This window comes from Agrobacterium genomosp. 13 str. CFBP 6927 (assembly GCA_900012615.1).
Lineage (GTDB): Bacteria > Pseudomonadota > Alphaproteobacteria > Rhizobiales > Rhizobiaceae > Agrobacterium.
Map to the genome: position 1 here is coordinate 2,286,499 of LT009756.1, position 19,613 is coordinate 2,306,111.

At 60.0% G+C, this 19,613-nt stretch carries 20 protein-coding genes; 5 read left to right on the forward strand and 15 right to left on the reverse strand.

The annotated features are described in order from the left end of the window. Nucleotides 1–101 precede the first annotated feature (101 nt). Nucleotides 102–821 carry a sulfite exporter TauE/SafE family protein gene (locus AGR13A_RS11395; protein ID WP_080836779.1) on the forward strand — a complete coding sequence of 240 codons (720 nt, stop codon included), beginning with the start codon at nt 102–104 and terminating at the stop codon, nt 819–821. Between the two features lie 79 nt (nt 822–900). Beyond that, a complete protein-coding gene (locus AGR13A_RS11400; RefSeq protein ID WP_167377475.1) occupies nt 901–2,034 on the forward strand; it encodes an alpha-hydroxy acid oxidase in 1,134 nt (377 codons plus the stop codon). Between the two features lie 210 nt (nt 2,035–2,244). Here AGR13A_RS11400 and AGR13A_RS11405 read toward each other — a convergent pair whose 3' ends face one another. Both AGR13A_RS11405 and AGR13A_RS11410 read right to left on the reverse strand, forming a co-directional pair. Continuing rightward, nucleotides 2,245–2,589, reverse strand: coding sequence for a DMT family transporter (locus AGR13A_RS11405; RefSeq protein ID WP_035220097.1), 345 nt, complete (start codon nt 2,587–2,589; stop codon nt 2,245–2,247). Next, nucleotides 2,586–3,170: a TetR/AcrR family transcriptional regulator gene (locus tag AGR13A_RS11410; protein ID WP_080835604.1), complete on the reverse strand. Its 585-nt coding sequence runs from the start codon at nt 3,168–3,170 to the stop codon at nt 2,586–2,588. Before AGR13A_RS11410 ends, AGR13A_RS11405 begins: the two co-directional genes overlap by 4 nt. A 189-nt stretch (nt 3,171–3,359) precedes the next feature. Between AGR13A_RS11410 and AGR13A_RS11415 the strand changes: the two genes are divergently transcribed. Next, complete coding sequence (locus AGR13A_RS11415) at nt 3,360–4,628, forward strand: D-alanyl-D-alanine carboxypeptidase (RefSeq protein ID WP_167377537.1); 1,269 nt, start codon at nt 3,360–3,362, stop codon at nt 4,626–4,628. Nucleotides 4,629–4,631: 3 nt separating this feature from the next. Here AGR13A_RS11415 and AGR13A_RS11420 read toward each other — a convergent pair whose 3' ends face one another. The 9 genes from AGR13A_RS11420 to AGR13A_RS11460 form a co-directional block, all read right to left on the reverse strand. Then, a complete protein-coding gene (locus AGR13A_RS11420) occupies nt 4,632–5,375 on the reverse strand; it encodes a metallophosphoesterase family protein (RefSeq protein WP_080835607.1) in 744 nt (247 codons plus the stop codon). Nucleotides 5,376–5,380: 5 nt separating this feature from the next. Next, a complete protein-coding gene (gene uraH / locus AGR13A_RS11425) occupies nt 5,381–5,737 on the reverse strand; it encodes a hydroxyisourate hydrolase (RefSeq protein ID WP_080835613.1) in 357 nt (118 codons plus the stop codon). After that, nucleotides 5,734–6,234: an ureidoglycolate lyase gene (locus AGR13A_RS11430; protein WP_080835616.1), complete on the reverse strand. Its 501-nt coding sequence runs from the start codon at nt 6,232–6,234 to the stop codon at nt 5,734–5,736. The genes uraH and AGR13A_RS11430 overlap by 4 nt, the downstream gene beginning before the upstream one ends. A gap of 3 nt (nt 6,235–6,237) precedes the next feature. Continuing rightward, nucleotides 6,238–6,600, reverse strand: coding sequence for a HepT-like ribonuclease domain-containing protein (locus tag AGR13A_RS11435; RefSeq protein WP_080835619.1), 363 nt, complete (start codon nt 6,598–6,600; stop codon nt 6,238–6,240). Then, nucleotides 6,597–6,890 (reverse strand): nucleotidyltransferase family protein, encoded by a 294-nt coding sequence (locus tag AGR13A_RS11440; protein WP_080836783.1) that lies wholly within the window; start codon nt 6,888–6,890, stop codon nt 6,597–6,599. Before AGR13A_RS11440 ends, AGR13A_RS11435 begins: the two co-directional genes overlap by 4 nt. A 53-nt stretch (nt 6,891–6,943) precedes the next feature. Further along, nucleotides 6,944–7,441: a 2-oxo-4-hydroxy-4-carboxy-5-ureidoimidazoline decarboxylase gene (gene uraD, locus AGR13A_RS11445; protein ID WP_080835621.1), complete on the reverse strand. Its 498-nt coding sequence runs from the start codon at nt 7,439–7,441 to the stop codon at nt 6,944–6,946. Continuing rightward, entirely contained in the window at nt 7,438–8,361 is a 924-nt protein-coding gene (gene puuE, locus AGR13A_RS11450) for an allantoinase PuuE (protein ID WP_080835625.1), read from the reverse strand. The genes uraD and puuE overlap by 4 nt, the downstream gene beginning before the upstream one ends. A gap of 204 nt (nt 8,362–8,565) precedes the next feature. Next, complete coding sequence (locus tag AGR13A_RS11455) at nt 8,566–9,273, reverse strand: DUF1045 domain-containing protein (RefSeq protein ID WP_080835628.1); 708 nt, start codon at nt 9,271–9,273, stop codon at nt 8,566–8,568. A gap of 95 nt (nt 9,274–9,368) precedes the next feature. Continuing rightward, nucleotides 9,369–10,577 carry an NAD(P)/FAD-dependent oxidoreductase gene (locus tag AGR13A_RS11460; protein ID WP_080835630.1) on the reverse strand — a complete coding sequence of 403 codons (1,209 nt, stop codon included), beginning with the start codon at nt 10,575–10,577 and terminating at the stop codon, nt 9,369–9,371. Between AGR13A_RS11460 and mnmD the strand changes: the two genes are divergently transcribed. Further along, a complete protein-coding gene (gene mnmD / locus AGR13A_RS11465) occupies nt 10,576–11,343 on the forward strand; it encodes a tRNA (5-methylaminomethyl-2-thiouridine)(34)-methyltransferase MnmD (protein ID WP_080835633.1) in 768 nt (255 codons plus the stop codon). The genes AGR13A_RS11460 and mnmD overlap by 2 nt on opposite strands. A gap of 21 nt (nt 11,344–11,364) precedes the next feature. On the opposite strand, the gene AGR13A_RS11470 is transcribed toward mnmD, so the two are convergent. Further along, the gene (locus AGR13A_RS11470; RefSeq protein ID WP_080835635.1) at nt 11,365–15,069 is read right to left on the reverse strand and encodes a PAS domain-containing hybrid sensor histidine kinase/response regulator; all 3,705 of its coding nucleotides are present in this window, start codon (nt 15,067–15,069) and stop codon (nt 11,365–11,367) included. Nucleotides 15,070–15,531: 462 nt separating this feature from the next. Here AGR13A_RS11470 and AGR13A_RS11475 point away from each other — a divergent pair, with 462 nt between their 5' ends. Beyond that, complete coding sequence (locus tag AGR13A_RS11475; protein WP_035220075.1) at nt 15,532–17,004, forward strand: DEAD/DEAH box helicase; 1,473 nt, start codon at nt 15,532–15,534, stop codon at nt 17,002–17,004. A gap of 229 nt (nt 17,005–17,233) precedes the next feature. On the opposite strand, the gene AGR13A_RS11480 is transcribed toward AGR13A_RS11475, so the two are convergent. The 3 genes from AGR13A_RS11480 to AGR13A_RS11490 form a co-directional block, all read right to left on the reverse strand. Further along, a complete protein-coding gene (locus AGR13A_RS11480; protein WP_080835637.1) occupies nt 17,234–18,142 on the reverse strand; it encodes a DMT family transporter in 909 nt (302 codons plus the stop codon). 166 nt (nt 18,143–18,308) lie between these two features. Beyond that, complete coding sequence (locus tag AGR13A_RS11485) at nt 18,309–18,698, reverse strand: DoxX family protein (protein WP_035220073.1); 390 nt, start codon at nt 18,696–18,698, stop codon at nt 18,309–18,311. 241 nt (nt 18,699–18,939) lie between these two features. After that, a complete protein-coding gene (locus AGR13A_RS11490) occupies nt 18,940–19,557 on the reverse strand; it encodes a L,D-transpeptidase (RefSeq protein WP_035220071.1) in 618 nt (205 codons plus the stop codon). Nucleotides 19,558–19,613 lie beyond the last annotated feature (56 nt).

Below are 19,613 nucleotides of genomic sequence, written 5' to 3' on the forward strand. Positions count from 1 at the left end.
CGCGTCCGCTCGCTTCTAACGACAAGCTGACGCCACACCGGCCGAAATGCAAATGACCTCTGGAGTGCGCCGTGCCGGATTTAGACACAACCACCATGCTGATGGTTTTTGCCACCTTCACCGTCGCGGGCATCGTCAAGGGCGTGACCGGCATGGGACTGCCCACCGTCGCCATGGGCGTGCTCGGCCTGTTCATGCCGCCCGTCCTTGCCGCAGGGCTGCTGATCCTGCCCTCCTTCGTTACCAATATCTGGCAATTGCTGGCCGGGCCGGATTTCAGGGCCATCGTCGCGCGGCTGTGGCCGATGATGATCGCCATCGCCGGCGGCACTCTCATCGGCATCCGGCTGATGACGGCAGGCACCGGCATCTGGACCACCTCGGCGCTCGGCCTGTGCCTTGCTGCTTATGCGGCCTACAGCCTCTTCGCCAAACCCCTCTCCGTTCCGGCACGGCTGGAATCCAGCCTCTCGCCGGCCATCGGGCTGACAACCGGCCTGCTGACCGGCGGCACCGGAATTTTCGTCGTGCCCGCCGTGCCCTATATCCAGTCGCTCGGTTTCAACCGCGACGATCTCGTGCAGGCGCTCGGCCTTTCCTTCACGGTTTCGACCATTGCACTTGCAGCCGGCCTTGCGTCTCAAGACGCCTTCCGCGTCGAACATCTGTCGCTTTCCGCACTCGTCGTGTTGCCCGCGCTTCTCGGCATGTGGCTCGGACAGAAGATCCGTAACATCGTCAGCCCGGCAACATTCCGGCGCTGGTTCCTCATCTGCCTGCTTTTATTGGGAGCCGAGCTGTTTTTGCGGGCTTTCTGGTGATCCACCCCGTCGATTTTGATGTTGCAGCCGTCCCATTCATGTTATGTGAAGCCATCATTCAAATGTGAAGGCTTTATCCATGGGCAAAATCCTGACCATAGCGGACCTGAAGCAACAGGCTCAGCGCCGTGTGCCAAAAATGTTTTTCGACTATGCCGATAGCGGCGCGTGGACGGAAAGCACCTACCGCGCCAATGAGGATGATTTTTCCAAGATAAAGCTACGCCAGCGCGTGCTGGTGGATATGACCGACCGGTCGCTGGCCACCGAAATGATCGGCCAGAAGGTTTCGATGCCGGTGGCGCTCTCCCCCACCGGGCTCACCGGCATGCAGCATGCCGATGGCGAAATGCTGGCCGCAAAAGCAGCCGAAGAATTCGGCGTGCCTTTCACGCTTTCCACCATGAGCATCTGCTCCATCGAGGATGTTGCCTCCGTCACCTCGAAACCCTTCTGGTTCCAGCTCTACGTGATGAAAGACCGGGACTTCGTCAATAATCTCATCGACCGCGCCAAGGCCGCCGGCTGCTCGGCGCTGGTGCTCACACTCGACCTGCAAATTCTCGGCCAGCGCCACAAGGACCTTCGCAACGGCCTCTCCGCACCGCCGAAATTCACCCCGAAACATATCTGGCAGATGGCGACCCGGCCGAAGTGGTGCATGGACATGGCTCGCACCAAGCGCCGCAGCTTCGGCAATATCGTCGGCCACGCCAAAAATGTCTCCGACCTCTCCTCGCTCTCCTCCTGGACGGCGGAGCAGTTCGATCCGCGCCTGTCGTGGAAGGATGTCGAATGGATCAAGGAACGCTGGGGCGGCAAGCTGATCCTCAAGGGCATCCTTGACGAGGAAGATGCACGCGCCTCGCTCGATACCGGCGCCGACGCCATCATCGTCTCCAACCATGGTGGCCGCCAGCTCGACAGTGCGCACTCCTCCATCGCCATGCTGCCGAAGATCGTCGATGCCGTCGGCGATAAAGTCGAGGTGCATATGGATGGCGGCATCCGCTCCGGCCAGGACGTGCTGAAAGCCGTGGCGCTCGGCGCCAAAGGCACCTATATCGGCCGACCCTTCCTCTATGGCCTCGGTGCCGACGGCAAACAGGGCGTGACCACGGCGCTCGAAATCATCCGCAAGGAGATGGATGTCAGCATGGCGCTTTGCGGCAAAAGGCTGATTACGGATGTGGACCGCAGCATTCTGGCGTGATGTTGGACAAGGCAGAAGGCGCTGCGGCGATACGTCGGAGGTCGCTCCATTCTTTGCCGTCATGCCGGACTTGATCCGGCATCCAGCCACGGCGCGTCTGCGCCGTGAAGAGCGTATTATGCGATCAAGTCCTTAATCGCTGGACCCCGGATCAGGTCCGGGGTGACGGCGTGCGGATGTTATCCTCGCGAAGGACCTCAGCAGCCAGTCTCAATGCCCCACCGTCTTCGAAAACACATTCACGATCACCACCCCCGTCACGATAAACCCGAGACCAACCACGGCGGCGAAATCCAGCGTCTGGCGGAACACGAAATAGCCGATGCCGGAAATCAGCACGATGCCGAGCCCGCTCCAGATCGCATAGGCCACGCCGACCGGCATGGCCCGCAGCGTAAACGACAGCAGATAAAAGGCCGCGCCATAAAACAGCGCCATCAGCACTGTCGGCAAAAGCCGGGTGAATTGCTGCGACTGCTGCAGGAATGAGGTCGCGATCACCTCGCAGACAATGGCCGCTACAAGCGCTCCATAGGTAAAGACAGCCGCATTCATCGTTCCATTTCCTTTTTCGTCTGGGCGATCATCTGCGTCTTGAGAGCCGCCCTGTCACCACCTGCCCTGCCATCATCGGCCAGAAGATCGGCAAACCAGATGCCGTCAGCCGCAAGCCGCACCAGTTCCAGTACCACTCGGTCATCCGTTTCTTTATGACGGCTCAGGCGCCCCTCGAACCAGCTGGTCCACATGCGCCGAAGCGACGGTTCACCGACCATGGAAACCGACAGCGCGGCCCATTGCCTGCCCGAATCCCGGCCGCGATCGGCAAAAACCGCGTTCACATAGGCCCGCGTGAAGCATCCGTAAGCTTCACAATCCTGTGAGATGAGCGCATCGATTTCCGCATCCAGCGCCGAAATCAGGTCCGCCATCACCGCTTCCAGCAGAACCTGCTTGGAGGCGAAATGGTGGAACAGTCCGCCTTTCGTCACCCCGGCCGCATTGGCCACCGCCTGCACCGAAAGTGCGGCAACACCCTGATCAGCAGCAAGTTTCGCCGCGCAATCCAGAAGATTGCGACGCACGACCTCGGGTTGCTTCTTACGTTCATGTGCATTTGTCATGCTTTTAAACATACCGGATGGATGGTTTCTTTTCAAGGAAATTGTGGAGGCCGCGTGCGGGTTGAAATTCATTCTTAATTAAGCATGAAAGCGATCTCTAAAGTTTTAGCGGTTTTGCTGCCGGAAAGTGTCAGTAAAACTTCGCTCATTGCGGCGATCGAACAAAAGGGGTGGATTATGTCGGGAACGGTCAAACGGGGAATGGCGGGTGCATGGGTCTTCGCACTCACCTTCTTTTGCGCGATCCTCTCATTGCAGGCATCGCCTGCGCAGGCCGGCTACGCCCACTTCATCATGGATGCCAATACTGGCAAGGTTCTGGCAGCCCGCAATGCCGATGTGCTGAACCACCCCGCTTCGCTGACCAAGATGATGACGCTCTACATGACCTTCGAAGCGCTGCATGCCGGCCGGCTTCGCTGGGACCAGAAGATCACCATGTCCAAGAACGGCGCAGCCACCATCCCCTCGAAGCTTTATGTGCGCCAGGGCCAGACCTTCACCGTGCGTGAGGCCGTTTATGGCATGATCGTCAAATCCGCCAACGACATGGCAGAAGGCATGGGCGATCACCTTGGCGGCTCCGAGGCAAGGTTTGCCGAGATGATGACCCGCAAGGCCCGCCAGCTGGGCATGACGAAAACGGTGTTCCGCAACGCTTCCGGCCTGCCCAGCAAATCGCAGGTCACGACGGCGCGTGACATGGCCAGGCTCGGCCTTGCGCTGCAGCGCGACTTTCCCAAGGAATATGGCCTCTTCGCCATGGAATCCTTCAGTTTCCGCGGCAAGCGCATCCGTGGCCACAATAATCTGATGTATCGTTATCAGGGCATGGACGGCATCAAGACCGGTTACACCAACGCCTCCGGCTTCAACCTTGTCAGCGCCATCAATCACAATGGTCGCCGCGTTGTCGGCGTCGTGCTGGGCGGCAAGACGGCACGCAGCCGCGATGCGCAGATGGCCGCGCTTCTCGACAAGGCCGTGCCGCAGGCATCGAAAAGCCGCAACACGGAACAGCTCGTCGCCAGCGCCAATGTCAGCCGCACCTTCGATGTGCCGCCCGCAGCCGTACCACTGCCGATGTTCGCCGAACGCCGCTCCGACCCGGTCGCCATGCAGATCGCCACGGCCAATAACCAGATGGCGGATATGATCCAGGTCTCGGCCATTCCGAAACCCGCCCCCGCCGCTGCCATCGGCCAGCCCACCGGCCAGAGAAGCCGCTGGGAAGTACAGATTGCCGCGACCGACAGCGAAGCCGCCGCCCGCTCGCTGCTCGCCAATGCCCGCTCCAACATCGGCAGCTATGCCGGGATCGCCCCCTATACCGAAGCCGTGCAAAGCGGATCGGCGACGCTCTACCGCGCCCGCTTCACCGGCTTTGAAGACCAGTCCTCAGCGGTTTCCGCCTGCAAGGAACTGAAGGCGCAATCCTATGCTTGTGTGGTGATGACCAGCGAGGGGTGACCTCTACCGCTTCAGCCAACCGCTCGCCAGAGCATCGGCCAGATACGGAATCCCGTTGGCCTTCGCCATCTCGGCCATGGCCAGATTGTCGTAGCGGATGTTCCGGAAATAGACCTGCCAGCCGCGCGCTGTCTCTTCCAGCACGGCATAGGTCGCAAGCGGATGGCCCGCCTCGACGTGATGGTCGAAAGGCATGTCGTCCTTCCAGCCGGGGCAACCGACGCTGCCGGGATTGACGATCAGCCGGCCGTCGGAAAGCTGTACCGCACGAGGAATATGCGTGTGACCGCAGAGCATCAGCGGCTGGGTGATGCCGTCAGCGATAGCTTCGATCTCCGCCAGCGGCCGCAGTTTCAGCACGCCTTCCGGCGAAAGCGTCTCCAGCCAATATTCCAGATCGCCGCGCGGCGAACCGTGGCAGCAATAAGCGACATCCTTGAAAACCATGCTGAACGGCAGGGTGCGCAGCCAGTCCAGATGGGCGGCGCTCAGCTGCGCATGCGCCGGTCTTTCCCAGCTTCCCATCTCCTCCGGCGCCCGCTCGAGCAGTTCCCGGTCATGATTGCCGCGAATGCTGGGAATCCAGTTGCTAACAAGCACATCGCCGGTAAACCCCGCTTCCAGCGGGCCGCTGAAACAATCGCCGAGATTGACGATGTCCTTGATGCCAAGCCTGGCGATATCCTCAAGCACAGCCTCGAGAGCGGCGCAGTTTCCGTGAATATCGGCAATGGCGGCAAAGATCATGGCAATCAGCTTCCTCGATAGGTAGAATAGCTATAGGGCGAAAGCAGGAGCGGCACATGGTAATGGCCGCTTTCATCGGCAATGCCGAAACGGATGGGAATAATGTCGAGAAAGGCCGGCTCCGCCAGTTGGACGCCCCTGCCGCGCAGATAATCGCCGGCGTGGAAAACCAGTTCATATTCCCCGGCCTTGAAACTCTCACCCAAAAGCAGCGGCCCGCCATCCACACGGCCGTCGCTATTGGTCTTTACCGTCTTCAGCTTCTCGCGGCGATCACCGGAAAGCCGGTAAAGCTCGATGGTCAGCCCTTCGGCGGGCGTGCCATGGGCGGCGTCGAGGACATGAGTAGTCAGACCGGTCATGGATTGGGCTCCGCGATCATATAGGGCTTGTCGAAAAAATACTCTTCCAGATTGTTACCCGGCCCATCGCGGTCGGCAACCAGAAAATCCGAAACCGCCTGCAATGGCATCAGCGGATAATGCCAGACATTGCGGCGGTAATTCACGCCCTGATCGCCACGCGCCAGAAACACCTGCGGCCGCGCGGGCCGGCCGCCGTCATCTTCCGCAACGACGACGAGGAAAGGTCTGCCGGAAAGCGGCGAAAAACTCTGGCTGCCGAGCGGATGCCGCTCCATCATCTCTATTGCATGGGGAAAAGCGCGCGGCTGTCCACGGAAAATGTTGAGAATGATACGCGCGCCCTCACCCGCCGCCTCCGGGGCTGCGAGCGCATGATGCCGCTCGGTCTGGCCGCCATTGATATGCCGCATGGAAGAGGGTGTCGTTTCGATCACATCGCCGAAGGATGCGAAAGCCTCTTTGGTGAGAGGTTTTATGTCAAGAAAATCAGTCAAATGTCATTCACCTTGGGCATGCCAGTTTCGGAGGAGGGAGAGTCTATCCAGAAGATCCGGTATCGCCGTCTGTGTCGTATCCCAGACCGTTTCCAGATTGATGCTCATATAACCATGCGCGATCCTGTTTCGCATGCCGCGCATCTTAACCCACGGGATATCGGGAAAATCCGCCACGAAAGCGGGGAACTCTTCCATTATCCTCGCGGTCGTTTCGCCGATAATCAGAAGGTTCATAGCGACTGCCCGTTGGCGGACGAGATCAGCCAAAAATTCATCCTTCGTTTTTAGTCGAACGAAGTCGATGGTTTCCGAAGCAACTTGCCTGATATCCTGAAGATAAACGTGCAGCCGCTCGACGCTCATACAGGCTTCGCTTCCTGCAGAACCTTCACACGGACGCGCTCGGGAAAGTCCCCCGGCGTCAACAGATGAATTTCTGTGCCGCGCATGATGGCCGATAGCTCTTCCAACAGGCCGCCCAGATCGAACAGAGTTGCCCCCGGCAGCGCATCCACCAGAATATCGAGATCGCTGTCCGGCCGGTCCTCGCCGCGGGCGACGGAGCCGAACACGCGCGGGTTTGCCGCGTTGAAGCGTTTCGTCGCTTCGCGAATCGCTTCCCTGTTCCTTTCCAGCACCTCGGAAGGTCTCATGGTCTCAATCTCCAGACGGCGCGATTCTAGCAGAACGGCCACCACTCGCCAATTCAGCCTTCCGGCAGCATCGCGGAAAGGCGCAGCCAGGCAATCTTCTCCACCTGCGCCGTCGCCGTCTCAAATTCTTCGGCCGCATTGTTGCCGATGCGCGTCTCGAAGGCGGAAAGAATATCGTGCCTGTTCAGCCCCTTGACCGCAATGATGAAGGGAAAGCCGAATTTTTCGGTATAGGCGCCGTTCAATGCGGTAAAACGGGCGTGCTCTCCCGGGGTAAGCCGGTCTAGCCCTGCACCGGCCTGTTCATTGCGACTATCGGCGGTCAGCTCCCCCGCAATCGCCAGCTTGCCGGCAAGATCGGGATGCGCCCGCAATACACCAAGCCGTTCGGCCTCTGAAGCGGCGCGGAATTGCGCGGTGAGCGCGGCGTGAACCGCCTTTGCCGTCAAGGCAGCACCGATCCCGCCAGCATCATAAGCCCGTTCGGCGATAAAGCGTGAATGTTCGAACACGCCGCCGAAACGGCTGACAAAGTCCTCACGCGTCATCAAAGCGTCTCCGGCTTGTGATGTTCATGCCAGTGACGCGCGATCTCGATGCGCTGCGGGATCCACACCTTCTCGTGGCCAAGCACATATTCGATGAAACGGCGAAGAGCCGCCGCACGGCCGGGACGGCCGACAAGACGGCAATGCAGGCCAATGCTCATCATCTTCGGCGCACCTTCGGCACCTTCCTGATAAAGCACGTCGAAAGCATCCTTCAGATAGGTGAAGAACTGGTCGCCGGAATTGAAGCCCTGCGGCGTGGCAAAACGCATATCGTTGGTTTCAAGCGTATAGGGAATGATCAGGAACGGCTCGTCTTTCACGCCCTTCACCCAATAGGGCAGATCGTCCGCATAAGAATCCGACGAATAGAGGAAACCGCCTTCTTCCATGACAAGGCGCAGCGTATTGTCCGAAGGTTTGCCCTGATACATGCCGTAGGGACGCTCGCCGGTAACCTCCTTATGCAGGCGCACGGCTTCGCTTATGTGCTTGCGTTCCTCCTCCTCGGAAAAATCCTTGTATTCCAGCCAGCGATAGCCGTGGCTGGCGATCTCCCAGCCCGCTTCCTTCATCGCCGCAACGGCTTCCGGATTACGGGCCATGGCGGCGGTCACGCCATAAACGGTGGTGGTGACGCCGAGACCGGTGAACATGCGCCACAGCCGCCAGAAACCGGCGCGCGAACCATATTCATAGATCGATTCCATGTTCAGGTTCCGCTGGCCAGGCCAGGGCTGAGCACCGACGATTTCCGACAGCAGCGATTCCGACGCCTTGTCATTGTCGAGAATGCAGCTCTCGCCACCCTCCTCGTAATTGATCACGAATTGCACTGCGATACGCGCGCCACCCGGCCATTTCGGGTCGGGAACATTGCGACCGTAGCCCACCAGATTGCGGGAATAGTTCTCGGAAATCATTCAGCCACCCAAAACATCTCTCCCAAAGCGGAAACCGCTCTCGGGAAGCAAACAAGCCTCTGAAGAGCCCGATCCCGGAAACGGGAGAACTCGACACGCTTCAGACATGCGATGCGGCGACGGTAGCATCCGCATCCGGAATGTCGAGATGAATTTTGCCGACATTCCGATGCTTTTTTGTGTACGATTTCTGTGCGGCGTTTGTCAGGCGATCCTGCGGGCGGAAACGCGGCCCATGGGATGAAGCGAGTGCACCCGGAAAGGCGCACCAGGTTCATCCTCGATGAACAGCGCGAGGCTGGAAAACGGCAGCGTCCGCGTCAGGAGCGGCTCGAAAACCTTGCGCACGGCGCGCTCGATCCTCTGGCTGCTGGAGGGTTCGACGCCACCCGTCAGCGACATCTGAAAGCGGAACTCATCCATCACATGCGGGCTGCCCCAGCGATGCAGATTGGTCAGCTGCGAAGCAGAAAGCCGGTCGGGATCCGCCCGCTCTATTTCCGCTTCGGAAAGCGGCGCGCGGTAACGGTCGAATTCCTGCACCACCCGGGCGGCAAAAAAATGCAGCACTTCGCAAGGACGCTCGGGAACGAGGCTGAAAACATTCTCCTGCCTTGCCACCACTAGTTGTGGCAACACGAAGGGTTCCTGCTTACCGGAAAAATACATCAGGTCGCGCAGAAGCGCGGCTTCCGAATGGCCTTCGGCAAGCCGGAAAGGCGCCTTTATCGTGCCATGGAAACCATAACGGCGCGGCAGTGCCGTATGGTAGGAAATCTCCTGCATGCCGAGATCGATCATGCCGGGCGGCTCCACCGCCTGACCGGAATAGGCATCGCGCCCCAACCACGCAGCTGCCGCCTGCGTCAGGGGGTCATTGGGGGAAGGCGTGAAATGAATGGCGTATCGCATGCGCTGTCACCTCGACGCAAAACGGCCAAAACGGCCTCGTTGCAGGCCAGCAGATAAGTGATTTGCGTGACAGATTAACGACGTGGCGGGCCTGATCAGGACTTTCTAAAGTCCGCAACGGCAATACTCACGTGTTCTTGAAGACGGAACCCGGAAGGGATGACAGGTGTGTGACCGCACACGGTTTGCAGCGCCGCATCGGCAAGAAAATGGGCAAGGCCGAAGCTGACCTTGAAGCCGCCCGACAGCGCAACAAGCGTCGGATAGCCGGCAACCGACCCAACCATAGGGTCCCTTCCAATCGCCTTGGGCCGCAGACCGGCCCAGCGCTCCAGCACTGGCGCATGGGCAAGCGAGGGCACCACCCGACAGGCCTCGGCAAGTAATTTTTCCAGCTTTTCATCGGTACTGAAAGGCTCGGAAAAACAATCTTCGCTGGTACTGCCAATGGCGACGGTGCCGTCCTCATGCGGCACGATATAAAGCCCATTCAGGAACACGACAGGCATGGCCGGATCGGCCGCCGCGTCAAGAAGGGCCGCCTGCCCCTTCACCGCCTGACCAAGCCCGACACCGGCTTCGAGACCCAGCGCATCGCGGATCATGGGGAAAGAACCATGCCCATTCGCGACGATGACATGGCCAAAGAGCAGCTCGTCTCCCGACGACAGCATTGCCCGTCCGCTATGCGGATCGAGCGAAACAACACGGCACTGTTCGACAACGCTGACATGCCGGGCCTTACCCAGGAAAGCCGAGAGAAGGGTGATCATGGCGCGCGGGGCAACCCTCGCCGCCAGCGTATCGAGCACGAAGCCCGCCTCTCCCGCCGCATCATCCACCCATCCGGCAACGGAAGGGCTGTCACCGACATGCCAATGGAACCGATGCTCTCCGGATATCCAGTTTTCCCCGGCATCCCGCTGGTGCCGTTCGGCAATCGTACGCAGATGCGGTTTCGGCAGGGGAATGATCCGACCGCACCGCCGATAGCCTGCGGAAAGCCCGGTCTCAGCCTCCAGATCGGCGACCTCTTTTTCGAGCGCGACAAGGGCATCGAACTGGAACTGCTTCTTGTCCGACCAGCGGTCGGGCATATGCGGCATCAGCGCGCCCAGAAGCCCGCCGCTCGCCCCGCCGCCAGTCCGGTCCGCTTCCACCAGCAGGGCATCGATACCGAGCCGTTCCGCCTTGATGGCGGCCCACAGGCCCATGATACCGCCGCCGACGATGAGCAGCGGCACGGAGCCCTGCAATCTTGGCGATTGACCCTGTTCGAAAGCGGGATTATCGGCTTTAGCCATGAAACATTCCAACGAAACTATCGCAGAGACCGGCCCGGCTACAGGTTCGGCAACCGGAAAAAACCAGACGGCCCTCGACTGGCGTGAGGGGGATATGCCCTATTCGCTGGCCTTTGACGATCATTTTTATTGCCAGACGGATGGCAGGCTGGAATGCGGCCATGTCTTCCTCTCCGGAAACGGCCTGCCGCAGCGCTGGCTTGAGCGGGAGGGCGTCTTCCGCATCGGTGAACTCGGCTTCGGCACCGGCCTCAATCTCTGCGAAACCTGGCGCCAATGGAAACAGGCCCGGAAAGAAGCACACAACGGCCGTTCCACACTGCATTTCATGTCCTTCGAACTATACCCCATGAAGGCCGACGAGATCGACCGGGCGCTTTCCCGCTGGCCGGAAGTGGATGCCGAACGCAGGGCGCTGGTTGCCCGCTGGCCCGAGGAACCCAAAGGCGAAGTCGAGATCGAGCTGGACGCAGACACGCGCCTGACGGTGGTGTGCGGCGAAGCGCTCGCCGGCATTGCAAGCCGAACCGAAAGCTTCGACGCCTGGTTTCTGGATGGTTTCGCGCCTGCCCGCAATCCGGACATGTGGTCGCTGGAAATCATGCAGACGCTGTTCGGCAAGACAGCACCGGGAGGCACATTCGCCACCTATGCCGCCGCTGGCTTCGTCCGCCGCAATCTCATCGCTGCCGGTTTTGACCTGGAGCGCCGCAAGGGTTTTGCGGGAAAGCGGGAAATGCTCTGCGGCACCAAGCGGTCCGGCTAAGTTGCCCGCGTTGCCGGATCATCAGACGCTCGGTGCGTCGCGGCGCGCACCGCTGTCTCCCAGCCATTGCGCGATCTTGTCCTCAAGGATTTCAGGACTGATGGGCTTCGACAGATAATCATCCATGCCGGCCGCAAGGCAGAGCTCGCGATCCGCGTCCTGCGTATGGGCGGTAACGCCAATGATCGGAACATGCCGGCCGTCGGCGGCGACCTGTTCGGCGGCCCGGATCGCCAGTGTCGCCTGATGCCCGTTCATGACAGGCATGGAAACGTCCATGAGGATGACGGCGGGATTATACTCTTCCCAGGCCTGAACAGCCTTCTTGCCATTGCCGACGATCAGGAAGCGCAAACCGGCCTGCTGCAATATCTGGGTGAAGACGATCTGGTTGACGTCATTGTCCTCGGCAACCAGCACATCGACAAGACAGGGCCGACGCCGGCTGGATGCCGCCGCCGGGACAGCCTTCTGCTTCTTTTCGGCAGGGCCGCTTTCCGGCCGGACAGGCGCAGTGCCGCCCTCTGCCCCGCCCGGTGCGGACGGATGCTGACGGGCGCGCTTCAACCGCACATCCCGCACCACATCGAACAGGGTCGAGCGTAAAAGACGCGCCCGTGCCGGTTTCATGAGATGCGCCTGCACGCTGAGATCCGTAAACAGCGTTTCGTCACCGACGACATCCATTGAGGTCAGGAACACGATGGCGATGTCGTCGAATCGACGATCCGCCCTGATCCTCTCGACCACATCCAGCCCGTTCATAACGGGCATGTGATAGTCGAGGATGATAGCATCGATGGCAAAGCCGAGGGCGGCGGCCTCCTGCAGCACGGCAAGGCCGGAAGGCCCATCCTCAACCGCATGGCCGTCGATACCCCATGTCCTCAGCTGCTCGGTCAATATGCGGCGATTGACATCGTTGTCATCGATGACGAGCACCCTGATATCGTCGATCGCCATGACCGGAAGCGGAACATCGCGCCGTCTTTCGATGAGCTGGAAAGGAATATTGACGTCGAAGGTCGATCCTTTACCGATCTCGCTCACGACATTGATCACGCCGTCGAAAAGACCGACGAGGCCGACGGTGATCGCCAGCCCCAGTCCCGTTCCCTCATGCCGGCGCGTCGCTGAACCGTCCACCTGGCTGAACTTGTCGAAGATCGTTTCCAGCTTGTCGGCCGGAATGCCGATGCCGCTGTCTTCCACCCGCAACGACAGGATCGCCTCGGACGCCTCCGCCGACTGCGCCGAAAGCTCGATCAGCACATGCCCCGTTTCCGTGAATTTGACGGCGTTTCCAACAAGGTTGGTGACGATCTGGCGGAACCGTCCGGCGTCACCCATGACCTTGCCGAAAGCCGAAGGATCGATCCGGACGACCAGTTCGATGTCCTTTTCCAGCGCCGCCGAGGATAGCAGGGAAACCACGTCCTCCACCGCCTCGGCAGGATCGAAAGGCACGCTGCGCAGCCGCATCTGCCCGGCCTCGATCTTGGAGAAATCGAGAATGTCGTTGATGATCGTCAGAAGCGCATTGCCGGATTTGACGATAATATCGGTGAAGGTCTTCTGGCGCGTATCGAGATTGGACTTGGCCAGCAGCTCCGCCATGCCGAGCACGCCGTTCATGGGCGTGCGGATTTCGTGGCTCATATTGGCCAGGAACTCCGATTTGGCGCGGTCCGCAGCCTCCGCCCGCGAGAGCAGCCGCTGCAATTCTTCCTCACGCATCTTCATGTCGGTTACGTCGGTGACGATGATGAGCCAGTAATTGCCGGAACTGTTTGTCGCCTCCAGATTGAGCCAGGTCTTGCCGGCGACATGAATGAGCCAGGAGAACGGCCTGTTGGCGGCGATATTCTCTCTCCAGGCGGCGAGCGTCCCTGCTGCCGCCTCGTCGCTGCCGAAATCCCCGCGCCCGGCGCAATGGGCAAAGAAACCAGACCAGTTCCTGCCTTTTTCCAGCAAATGTGGCGGCACGTCGAACATTCGCGCCATGGCCTCGTTGGACATGATGATCGTGCCCTGCTCGACAAGCACAAGCCCCTGCGCCATGGCGCGCGTCGCGCCCTGCATATATTCGCCGACACGCTCCAGCTCGGCCTTCGCCTTGCTGATCTCGGCGTCGCGCATGCGCACATCCGTCACATCCGCATAGGTGCTGAGGATTTTCCCACCATCAAGACGGGTTTTCGAAATGACGGTCACCTTGCCGCTTTTGCTGCGAACCTCGCGCGGCGTGAAAACCTCTTCCTTGAGAAGCCGCTCCGCGCGCTGGTTATAAAGCTCCTCGAAGGGCATGTCGCCATAGTCGTAAAGGCCGCTGTCGAAATTCATCTCCATGAATTCCCGATAGCTTTTGCCGACGAGCGACTTCTCGCCGCCGATTTCGCCCCAGACTTCATGGAAGAACGGATTGACATATTCGATGACGAGATCGGCGTTGAGGAGCAGCACGCCGACAGGCAGGGCGTGGAGAACCGCCTCCAGCTGGCGGTGCAGCGCCTCAGCCTGCGCCTGTGCGGCGATCAGCGCCTTTTCCCGCTCATCAAGCAGGCTGACATCGGTGATGGAGCCGACCAGATAATATTCGTCGTCGGGTGTCGCCACCCGGCCAACCCGGGTTATCACGGGAACGGAGCCGCCATCCGGCAACGGCAGGGTCTCTGCTTTCTCTATCGCTTCGCCGGTTGCAAGAAGCCGCTCGTTTTCGATCCGGAACCGTTCGCTGTCATCCGGAAACATCTCGCTTTCGGTCATGCCGATATAGCGGGTGAGATCGCCTCCGAGGAATTGTTCGTAAGCCGTATTGGCAAAGGTCAGGCGACGCTCATCGTCCCGCAGGAAGACCGCCACCGGCAATTGCTCCAACGCCGCCCGTAGCAGCCAGGTCTCGCGGATCTGTGTGCTGAGAAGCGCCTCGTGCGCCTTGAACTCCGTCACATCGACGCGCAGCCCGACCAGCATGCCGTTTTCCAGCCGCTTGTTGACCATGCGCACCCAGCGGCCGTCGGCAAACTGCTCTACCCTTTCGAGATAGGGCAGGGAAAAATCCCGCAATTGCTCCCGCATCCACCCTTCGAATGCGGAATCGTCTTTTTTCCCGCTGCTGTAGCCGCTCGAAAAATAGACCGCCTCCATCAACGTCTCAAGCCGCACGCCAGGCTTCAGCTCGACGCCGAAGGCGCTGTAGAATTCCGCAAAGCGCGTGTTGCAATAGATCAGCCGGTTGTCACGGTCATAAATCACGATGCCGGCATCGATGAGATCGATGACGCCGCTGCCGAACAACAGGTCAAAGGCACTGCCGCCACCGCCCGGAAAACCTTCAACGATTGCAGACGGCATTTCCTCGAACACTTCAAACAGGAACAGATTGCCATCGTCGCCGATAAAGCGCTCGCAGCGAAGCCTGTGAGGACCGGAGGATGCCGCGCCATGGCAGCTGATCACCTCGTCCGTAGCAAAGACCAGCGAGCGGCGCTCCCTGTCCTCACGCTCGGCGTCGTAAATGTCGGCGGAAAGGGAAAAACTGGTATGGCCCGGAAACGCCGCAGCCGGTCGCCCCATGACCCGGGCATAGGCTGAATTGACCATGAGATAGCGAAGCTCGCTGTCCTTGATGCACGCGGGCAGGTCCAGAGCCGCAACGGCCCTGTAAGCTTTTTCCAGCAACCCGCTGCCTTCGGTCAATCGATACTCCACACCGTGCAGTTCCATCCCTGTCGAATCAAATATTTCCGGACGTCGTTGCAAAAAACGTTATGTGAGAAAATCGCTCTTTGCTATGTACGAGACGGAACCGTTACCCTTTTTTAACCATAATTATTCACCCCGGCCGCACCATTCCGACCGTAAACGACCGACCTTGCGCATGGCTGCCATGCGCCGCCGGGCAACGGCGTTACAAAACTATTGCTTGACTTTAACCGACAAAACGCCCACATGCCGGTCAAGCTTTCACCTTCGGCAGCCGCGTGAGCTGCAGCGTATGATCAGGAAGACCTGGCCCGCATGAAGGAAAAGCGCAACGAATACAGAAGACGGCATTTGCCGCACTGATGCGCAGAAAGTTATTCCAACCCACAAGTTCCCAATTCACGCGGGGTTCTTGACGCCGAAACCACCGGACAGCAGCCCTGTTCCGGCTGAGTTTGTTTTGGCGCCCCGAAAGGCACTATATTGACCAGTTTTAGCGAACTCGGCCTCTCCGAAAAGATCGTGGCCAGCGTTACCCAGCTTGGCTACACCACTCCCACCCCCATTCAGGCAAAGGCCATTCCGCTGCTGCTCGAAGGCCGTGACCTCATCGGCCTCGCACAGACCGGTACGGGCAAGACGGCCGCCTTCGGCCTGCCGATCATCGAAATGCTGATGAAGCAGGCCGACCGTCCGGCAAACCGCACCGCCCGCACCCTCATCCTCGCACCGACCCGCGAACTGGTAAACCAGATCGGCGACAACCTGCGCTCCTTCGTGAAGAAGACGCCGCTGCGCATCAACCAGGTTGTCGGCGGCGCGTCGATCAACAAGCAGCAGCTTCAGCTCGAAAAGGGCACGGATATTCTGGTGGCGACCCCCGGCCGCCTGCTGGACCTCATCGCCCGCAACGCCATCTCGCTCTCCAAGGTGACCTATCTGGTGCTTGACGAAGCTGACCAGATGCTCGACCTCGGCTTCATCCACGACCTGCGCAAGATTTCCAGAATGGTCCCGGCCAAGCGCCAGACGCTTCTGTTCTCGGCCACCATGCCGAAGGCGATCGCCGATCTCTCGCACAGCTACCTGACCGATCCGGTCAAGGTGGAAGTGACCCCTCCGGGCAAGGCTGCCGACAAGGTCGAGCAGTACGTGCATTTCGTCGCCGGCAAGAACGACAAGACCGATCTCCTGAAGAAGTCGCTGAACGAGAACCCGGATGGCCGCGCCATCGTTTTCCTGCGCACCAAGCATGGCGCGGAAAAGCTTTACAAGCATCTCGAACATATCGGCTTCAAGGTCGCCTCCATCCATGGCAACAAGAGCCAGGGCCAGCGCGAGCGGGCGCTGAAGGGCTTCAAGGATGGTGACATCAAGGTACTGGTCGCAACCGACGTCGCCGCCCGCGGCATCGACATTCCGGCCGTAACGCATGTCTTCAACTACGACCTGCCGGAAGTGCCTGATGCTTATGTTCACCGCATCGGCCGTACCGCCCGTGCCGGTCGCGACGGCATCGCCATCGCATTTTGCGCACCGGACGAAACCCGCCTGCTGCACGACATCGAAAAGCTGATGAAGATCGATATTCCGGTTGCATCAGGCGAACGCCCGGCCGGTCTCGCCAGCCCGACGCGCCCGAACAACAACCGCGGCCGCAACAACAATGGCGGCCACCAGCAGCGCGGTCCCCGCGAAGGCGGACGCCACAATGGTGAATCCCGTCCTTCCCGCAACCACGCGCCGCGTGATGCCGATAACGATCTGGAAGTCACGTCGGACTTCAAGCGCGTGAAGCAGGCTGAAGGCGACGCAGGCCGTCCCGCCGGCCCCCGCAAGCACCGCCGCCCCGCCCGCAAGCCCGGCGGCAACGGCGCCAACCGCCACGCGCCTGCTGGCGGCAACGGCCAGGAAAAACGCGCTTCCGGCAATGGCAATCGCGGCCGCAACCGCTAACTTGCCCTGCCTGGGAGAAGGCGACAAGACGCAATCGCTCGCTCACCAATCGAACCCCGCTGGCCACCGCCAGCGGGGTTTTTCTTTTCCTTCAAACGCCCTGCACGACAAAGGGCGCAAATCTTTCCGGGCGCGGCGTTGTCGCGCGTTTCTCCTCCCCGCCGGGGAGAAGGTGGCCCGAAGGGTCGGATGAGGGGTGCCCTCTCGGTATATCTCTACCCTTGCCCTCTCACCCGCCCTGCACGACCGGGCGACGCCGCGATGGCAAGGTCATGGCCAGCACACCGGCGATCACGCAGACGAGCCCCGCCCACATGGCGGTCGTCGGCACTTCACCCAGAAACACCATGCCGATGGCGACACCCACCGGGACCCTCAAATAGGCCTGCGAGGTGGTGCCGACCGAACCCAGCGTCTGCATCAGCCGGAAATAGATCATGAAGGCAAGGGCGGTTGAAAAGACGCTGAGGCACACAAGCGCGATAAGCGACGCGGATGAAGGCGACAATGTCCAGGGCCGGTCAACGATCAGGCTAACCGGCAATAGCAGGACCGCACCGCAAATCATCGAGCCGGCAGCCGGCATGATCGGATCGAGCCCCTTGAAGTTCTTGCTGAAAATGGCGGCGCAGGCATAGGAAAAGGCTGCTGTCAGCATCGCAAGCTGGCCCCATAGCGCCTCGCCCGCACCACCAAGCGCATCCAGACCGATGATCAGGCACACACCCGTCATGCCCGCAATGGTGCCGAACAGCTTTCGCCCGCTGACCTGTTCGTGACGGATGACGAGGGCCGTGAGAAGAAAGGTGAAGATCGGCGTCGTCGCATTGAGAATGACGGCAAGACCGGCATCGATGCTCTGTTCCGCCCAGGCGATCAGCGTGAAAGGCAACACGCTGTTGATGCAGGCCTGAATGAAGAAAAGCCGCCAGGTCGCAAAATCCCTCGGCAAACGCAGCCCGCGCAGCCGGATGACCGCCAGCAGCAAAAGCCCGGCGATCAGGGTTCGCGAGGCGATGAAGGTGATCGGCGGTATCGTCTCCACCCCGATCTTGATGAAGGTATAGGATGCCGCCCACAGCGTGGACAGCAGGGCGAGTAACAACAATTCGCGGGCAATGGGATTTTGAGAGGTCACGGATCGATTTTTCCAACAGCGTTCAGGATGAACCGTTCCTACTCCGAAAACAACCATCTATGCTTCGGCGACGGCCGAAGTTTTCACCCTTTGAAAACATGAAACCCCGCATGGCCATCACCATGCGGGGCTTTGGTAAAAGAGACCGGTGAACAATGGTCGCAGATCAGGCCCGGCGTTCATCCGCCGAGAAAGCGCCCGGACCGGCAAAGACCAGATAAAGGAAGACAAAGCAGAACAGGATGGCAGCGTCACCGCCGTTCAGGGCCGGGAAAAAGCTGCTTGGCGCATGCGCCATGAAATAGGCGACAGCCATCTGGCCGGAAAGAATGAAGGCGACCGGACGCGTGAACAGGCCGATCAGCACGAGAATGCCGCCGACGAGTTCCAGAAGCGCCGCCACCAACAGCATTGTCGGCAGCGAACCCTGCATCTGCGATGCCGGGAAGCCGAAGAGCTTCTGTGTTCCGTGCTCGATGAAAAGCAGCGCCGCGATGATGCGCAGCGCCGCAAGGGCGTAAGGTCGGTAGCGGGAGAGATTGTCGAAAGCTGCCATGTTGATGTGTCCCCGTTGAAGTGATGAAGCGCCTGTCAGAGCGCGCTGGCACGTTTATGGATACACGTCCCGAAGAGCGGAAATCACGTTTCCGATATTGCAGGACTACCTAAAATAAGCAAAAGTCGATTTTCAACAAATAGTTGATTTCACCGTATAAAACTCACATCGATCCGGAAAAATCAACTCAGGGCTTCAGACATTTTTTCGTGTGGCAAAGGCGGAAAAATCCGCCTCTCCCTCAAGCCTGCAACACAACCACCTTAGAGCCGACCGGCACACGGCTGTAGAGATCGATGATGTCGTGGTTGAGCATGCGGATGCAGCCGCTCGACATGGCGTGGCCGATGGATTGCGGCTGGTTGGTGCCGTGCAGACGGAACATCGTGTCGTTGCCGCCGCGATAAAGATAAAGGGCACGCGCGCCGAGCGGATTGTTCGGGCCGCCCGCCATGCCGCCGGCAAATTTCAGGTTGCGCGGATCACGACGCATCATGTTCGCGGTCGGCGTCCAGGAGGGCCATTCCGCCTTGCGGCCGATATAGGCATCGCCCTTCAGCGCTAGACCCTGACGACCGACACCCACGCCGTAACGCATGGCCCGGCCATCCCCCAGCACATAATAGAGCCGCCGCGCCGGCGTATCCACAACCACCGTTCCGGCCGGATGCGCAGTGTCATAGGTGACTTCCTGCCGGCGCAGCTCCGGCTTGACCTTGTCCAGATGCATGGCGGGAAGCGGGAATTTCTCCTCCGGCTTCGCCCCATAATTCAGCCTCTGCTGGCCGATGCCGGTATTGGCGCAGCCGGCCAGAAACAGCGGCAATCCGAACAGAACACCACGACGTGAAATAGACATGTAACCCCCGCCAAATCTCTAGATTAACGAGAGGTATAATTTTATGGTTAACAAAC

What these genes read in the sequence shown, in the direction of transcription:
- AGR13A_RS11485 (WP_035220073.1), bottom strand. Translation starts at nt 18,698, where the DNA reads ATGGCAGCTTTCGACAATCTCTCCCGCTACCGACCTTACGCCCTTGCG.
- AGR13A_RS11470 (WP_080835635.1), bottom strand. Translation starts at nt 15,069, where the DNA reads ATGGAACTGCACGGTGTGGAGTATCGATTGACCGAAGGCAGCGGGTTG.
- puuE (WP_080835625.1), bottom strand. Translation starts at nt 8,361, where the DNA reads ATGATTTCCGAGAACTATTCCCGCAATCTGGTGGGCTACGGTCGCAAT.
- AGR13A_RS11455 (WP_080835628.1), bottom strand. Translation starts at nt 9,273, where the DNA reads ATGCGATACGCCATTCATTTCACGCCTTCCCCCAATGACCCCCTGACG.
- mnmD (WP_080835633.1), top strand. Translation starts at nt 10,576, where the DNA reads ATGAAACATTCCAACGAAACTATCGCAGAGACCGGCCCGGCTACAGGT.
- AGR13A_RS11420 (WP_080835607.1), bottom strand. Translation starts at nt 5,375, where the DNA reads ATGATCTTTGCCGCCATTGCCGATATTCACGGAAACTGCGCCGCTCTC.
- AGR13A_RS11395 (WP_080836779.1), top strand. Translation starts at nt 102, where the DNA reads ATGGTTTTTGCCACCTTCACCGTCGCGGGCATCGTCAAGGGCGTGACC.
- AGR13A_RS11460 (WP_080835630.1), bottom strand. Translation starts at nt 10,577, where the DNA reads ATGGCTAAAGCCGATAATCCCGCTTTCGAACAGGGTCAATCGCCAAGA.
- AGR13A_RS11490 (WP_035220071.1), bottom strand. Translation starts at nt 19,557, where the DNA reads ATGTCTATTTCACGTCGTGGTGTTCTGTTCGGATTGCCGCTGTTTCTG.
- uraH (WP_080835613.1), bottom strand. Translation starts at nt 5,737, where the DNA reads ATGACCGGTCTGACTACTCATGTCCTCGACGCCGCCCATGGCACGCCC.
- AGR13A_RS11415 (WP_167377537.1), top strand. Translation starts at nt 3,360, where the DNA reads ATGGCGGGTGCATGGGTCTTCGCACTCACCTTCTTTTGCGCGATCCTC.
- AGR13A_RS11435 (WP_080835619.1), bottom strand. Translation starts at nt 6,600, where the DNA reads ATGAGCGTCGAGCGGCTGCACGTTTATCTTCAGGATATCAGGCAAGTT.
- AGR13A_RS11440 (WP_080836783.1), bottom strand. Translation starts at nt 6,890, where the DNA reads ATGAGACCTTCCGAGGTGCTGGAAAGGAACAGGGAAGCGATTCGCGAA.
- AGR13A_RS11405 (WP_035220097.1), bottom strand. Translation starts at nt 2,589, where the DNA reads ATGAATGCGGCTGTCTTTACCTATGGAGCGCTTGTAGCGGCCATTGTC.
- AGR13A_RS11410 (WP_080835604.1), bottom strand. Translation starts at nt 3,170, where the DNA reads ATGTTTAAAAGCATGACAAATGCACATGAACGTAAGAAGCAACCCGAG.
- AGR13A_RS11400 (WP_167377475.1), top strand. Translation starts at nt 901, where the DNA reads ATGGGCAAAATCCTGACCATAGCGGACCTGAAGCAACAGGCTCAGCGC.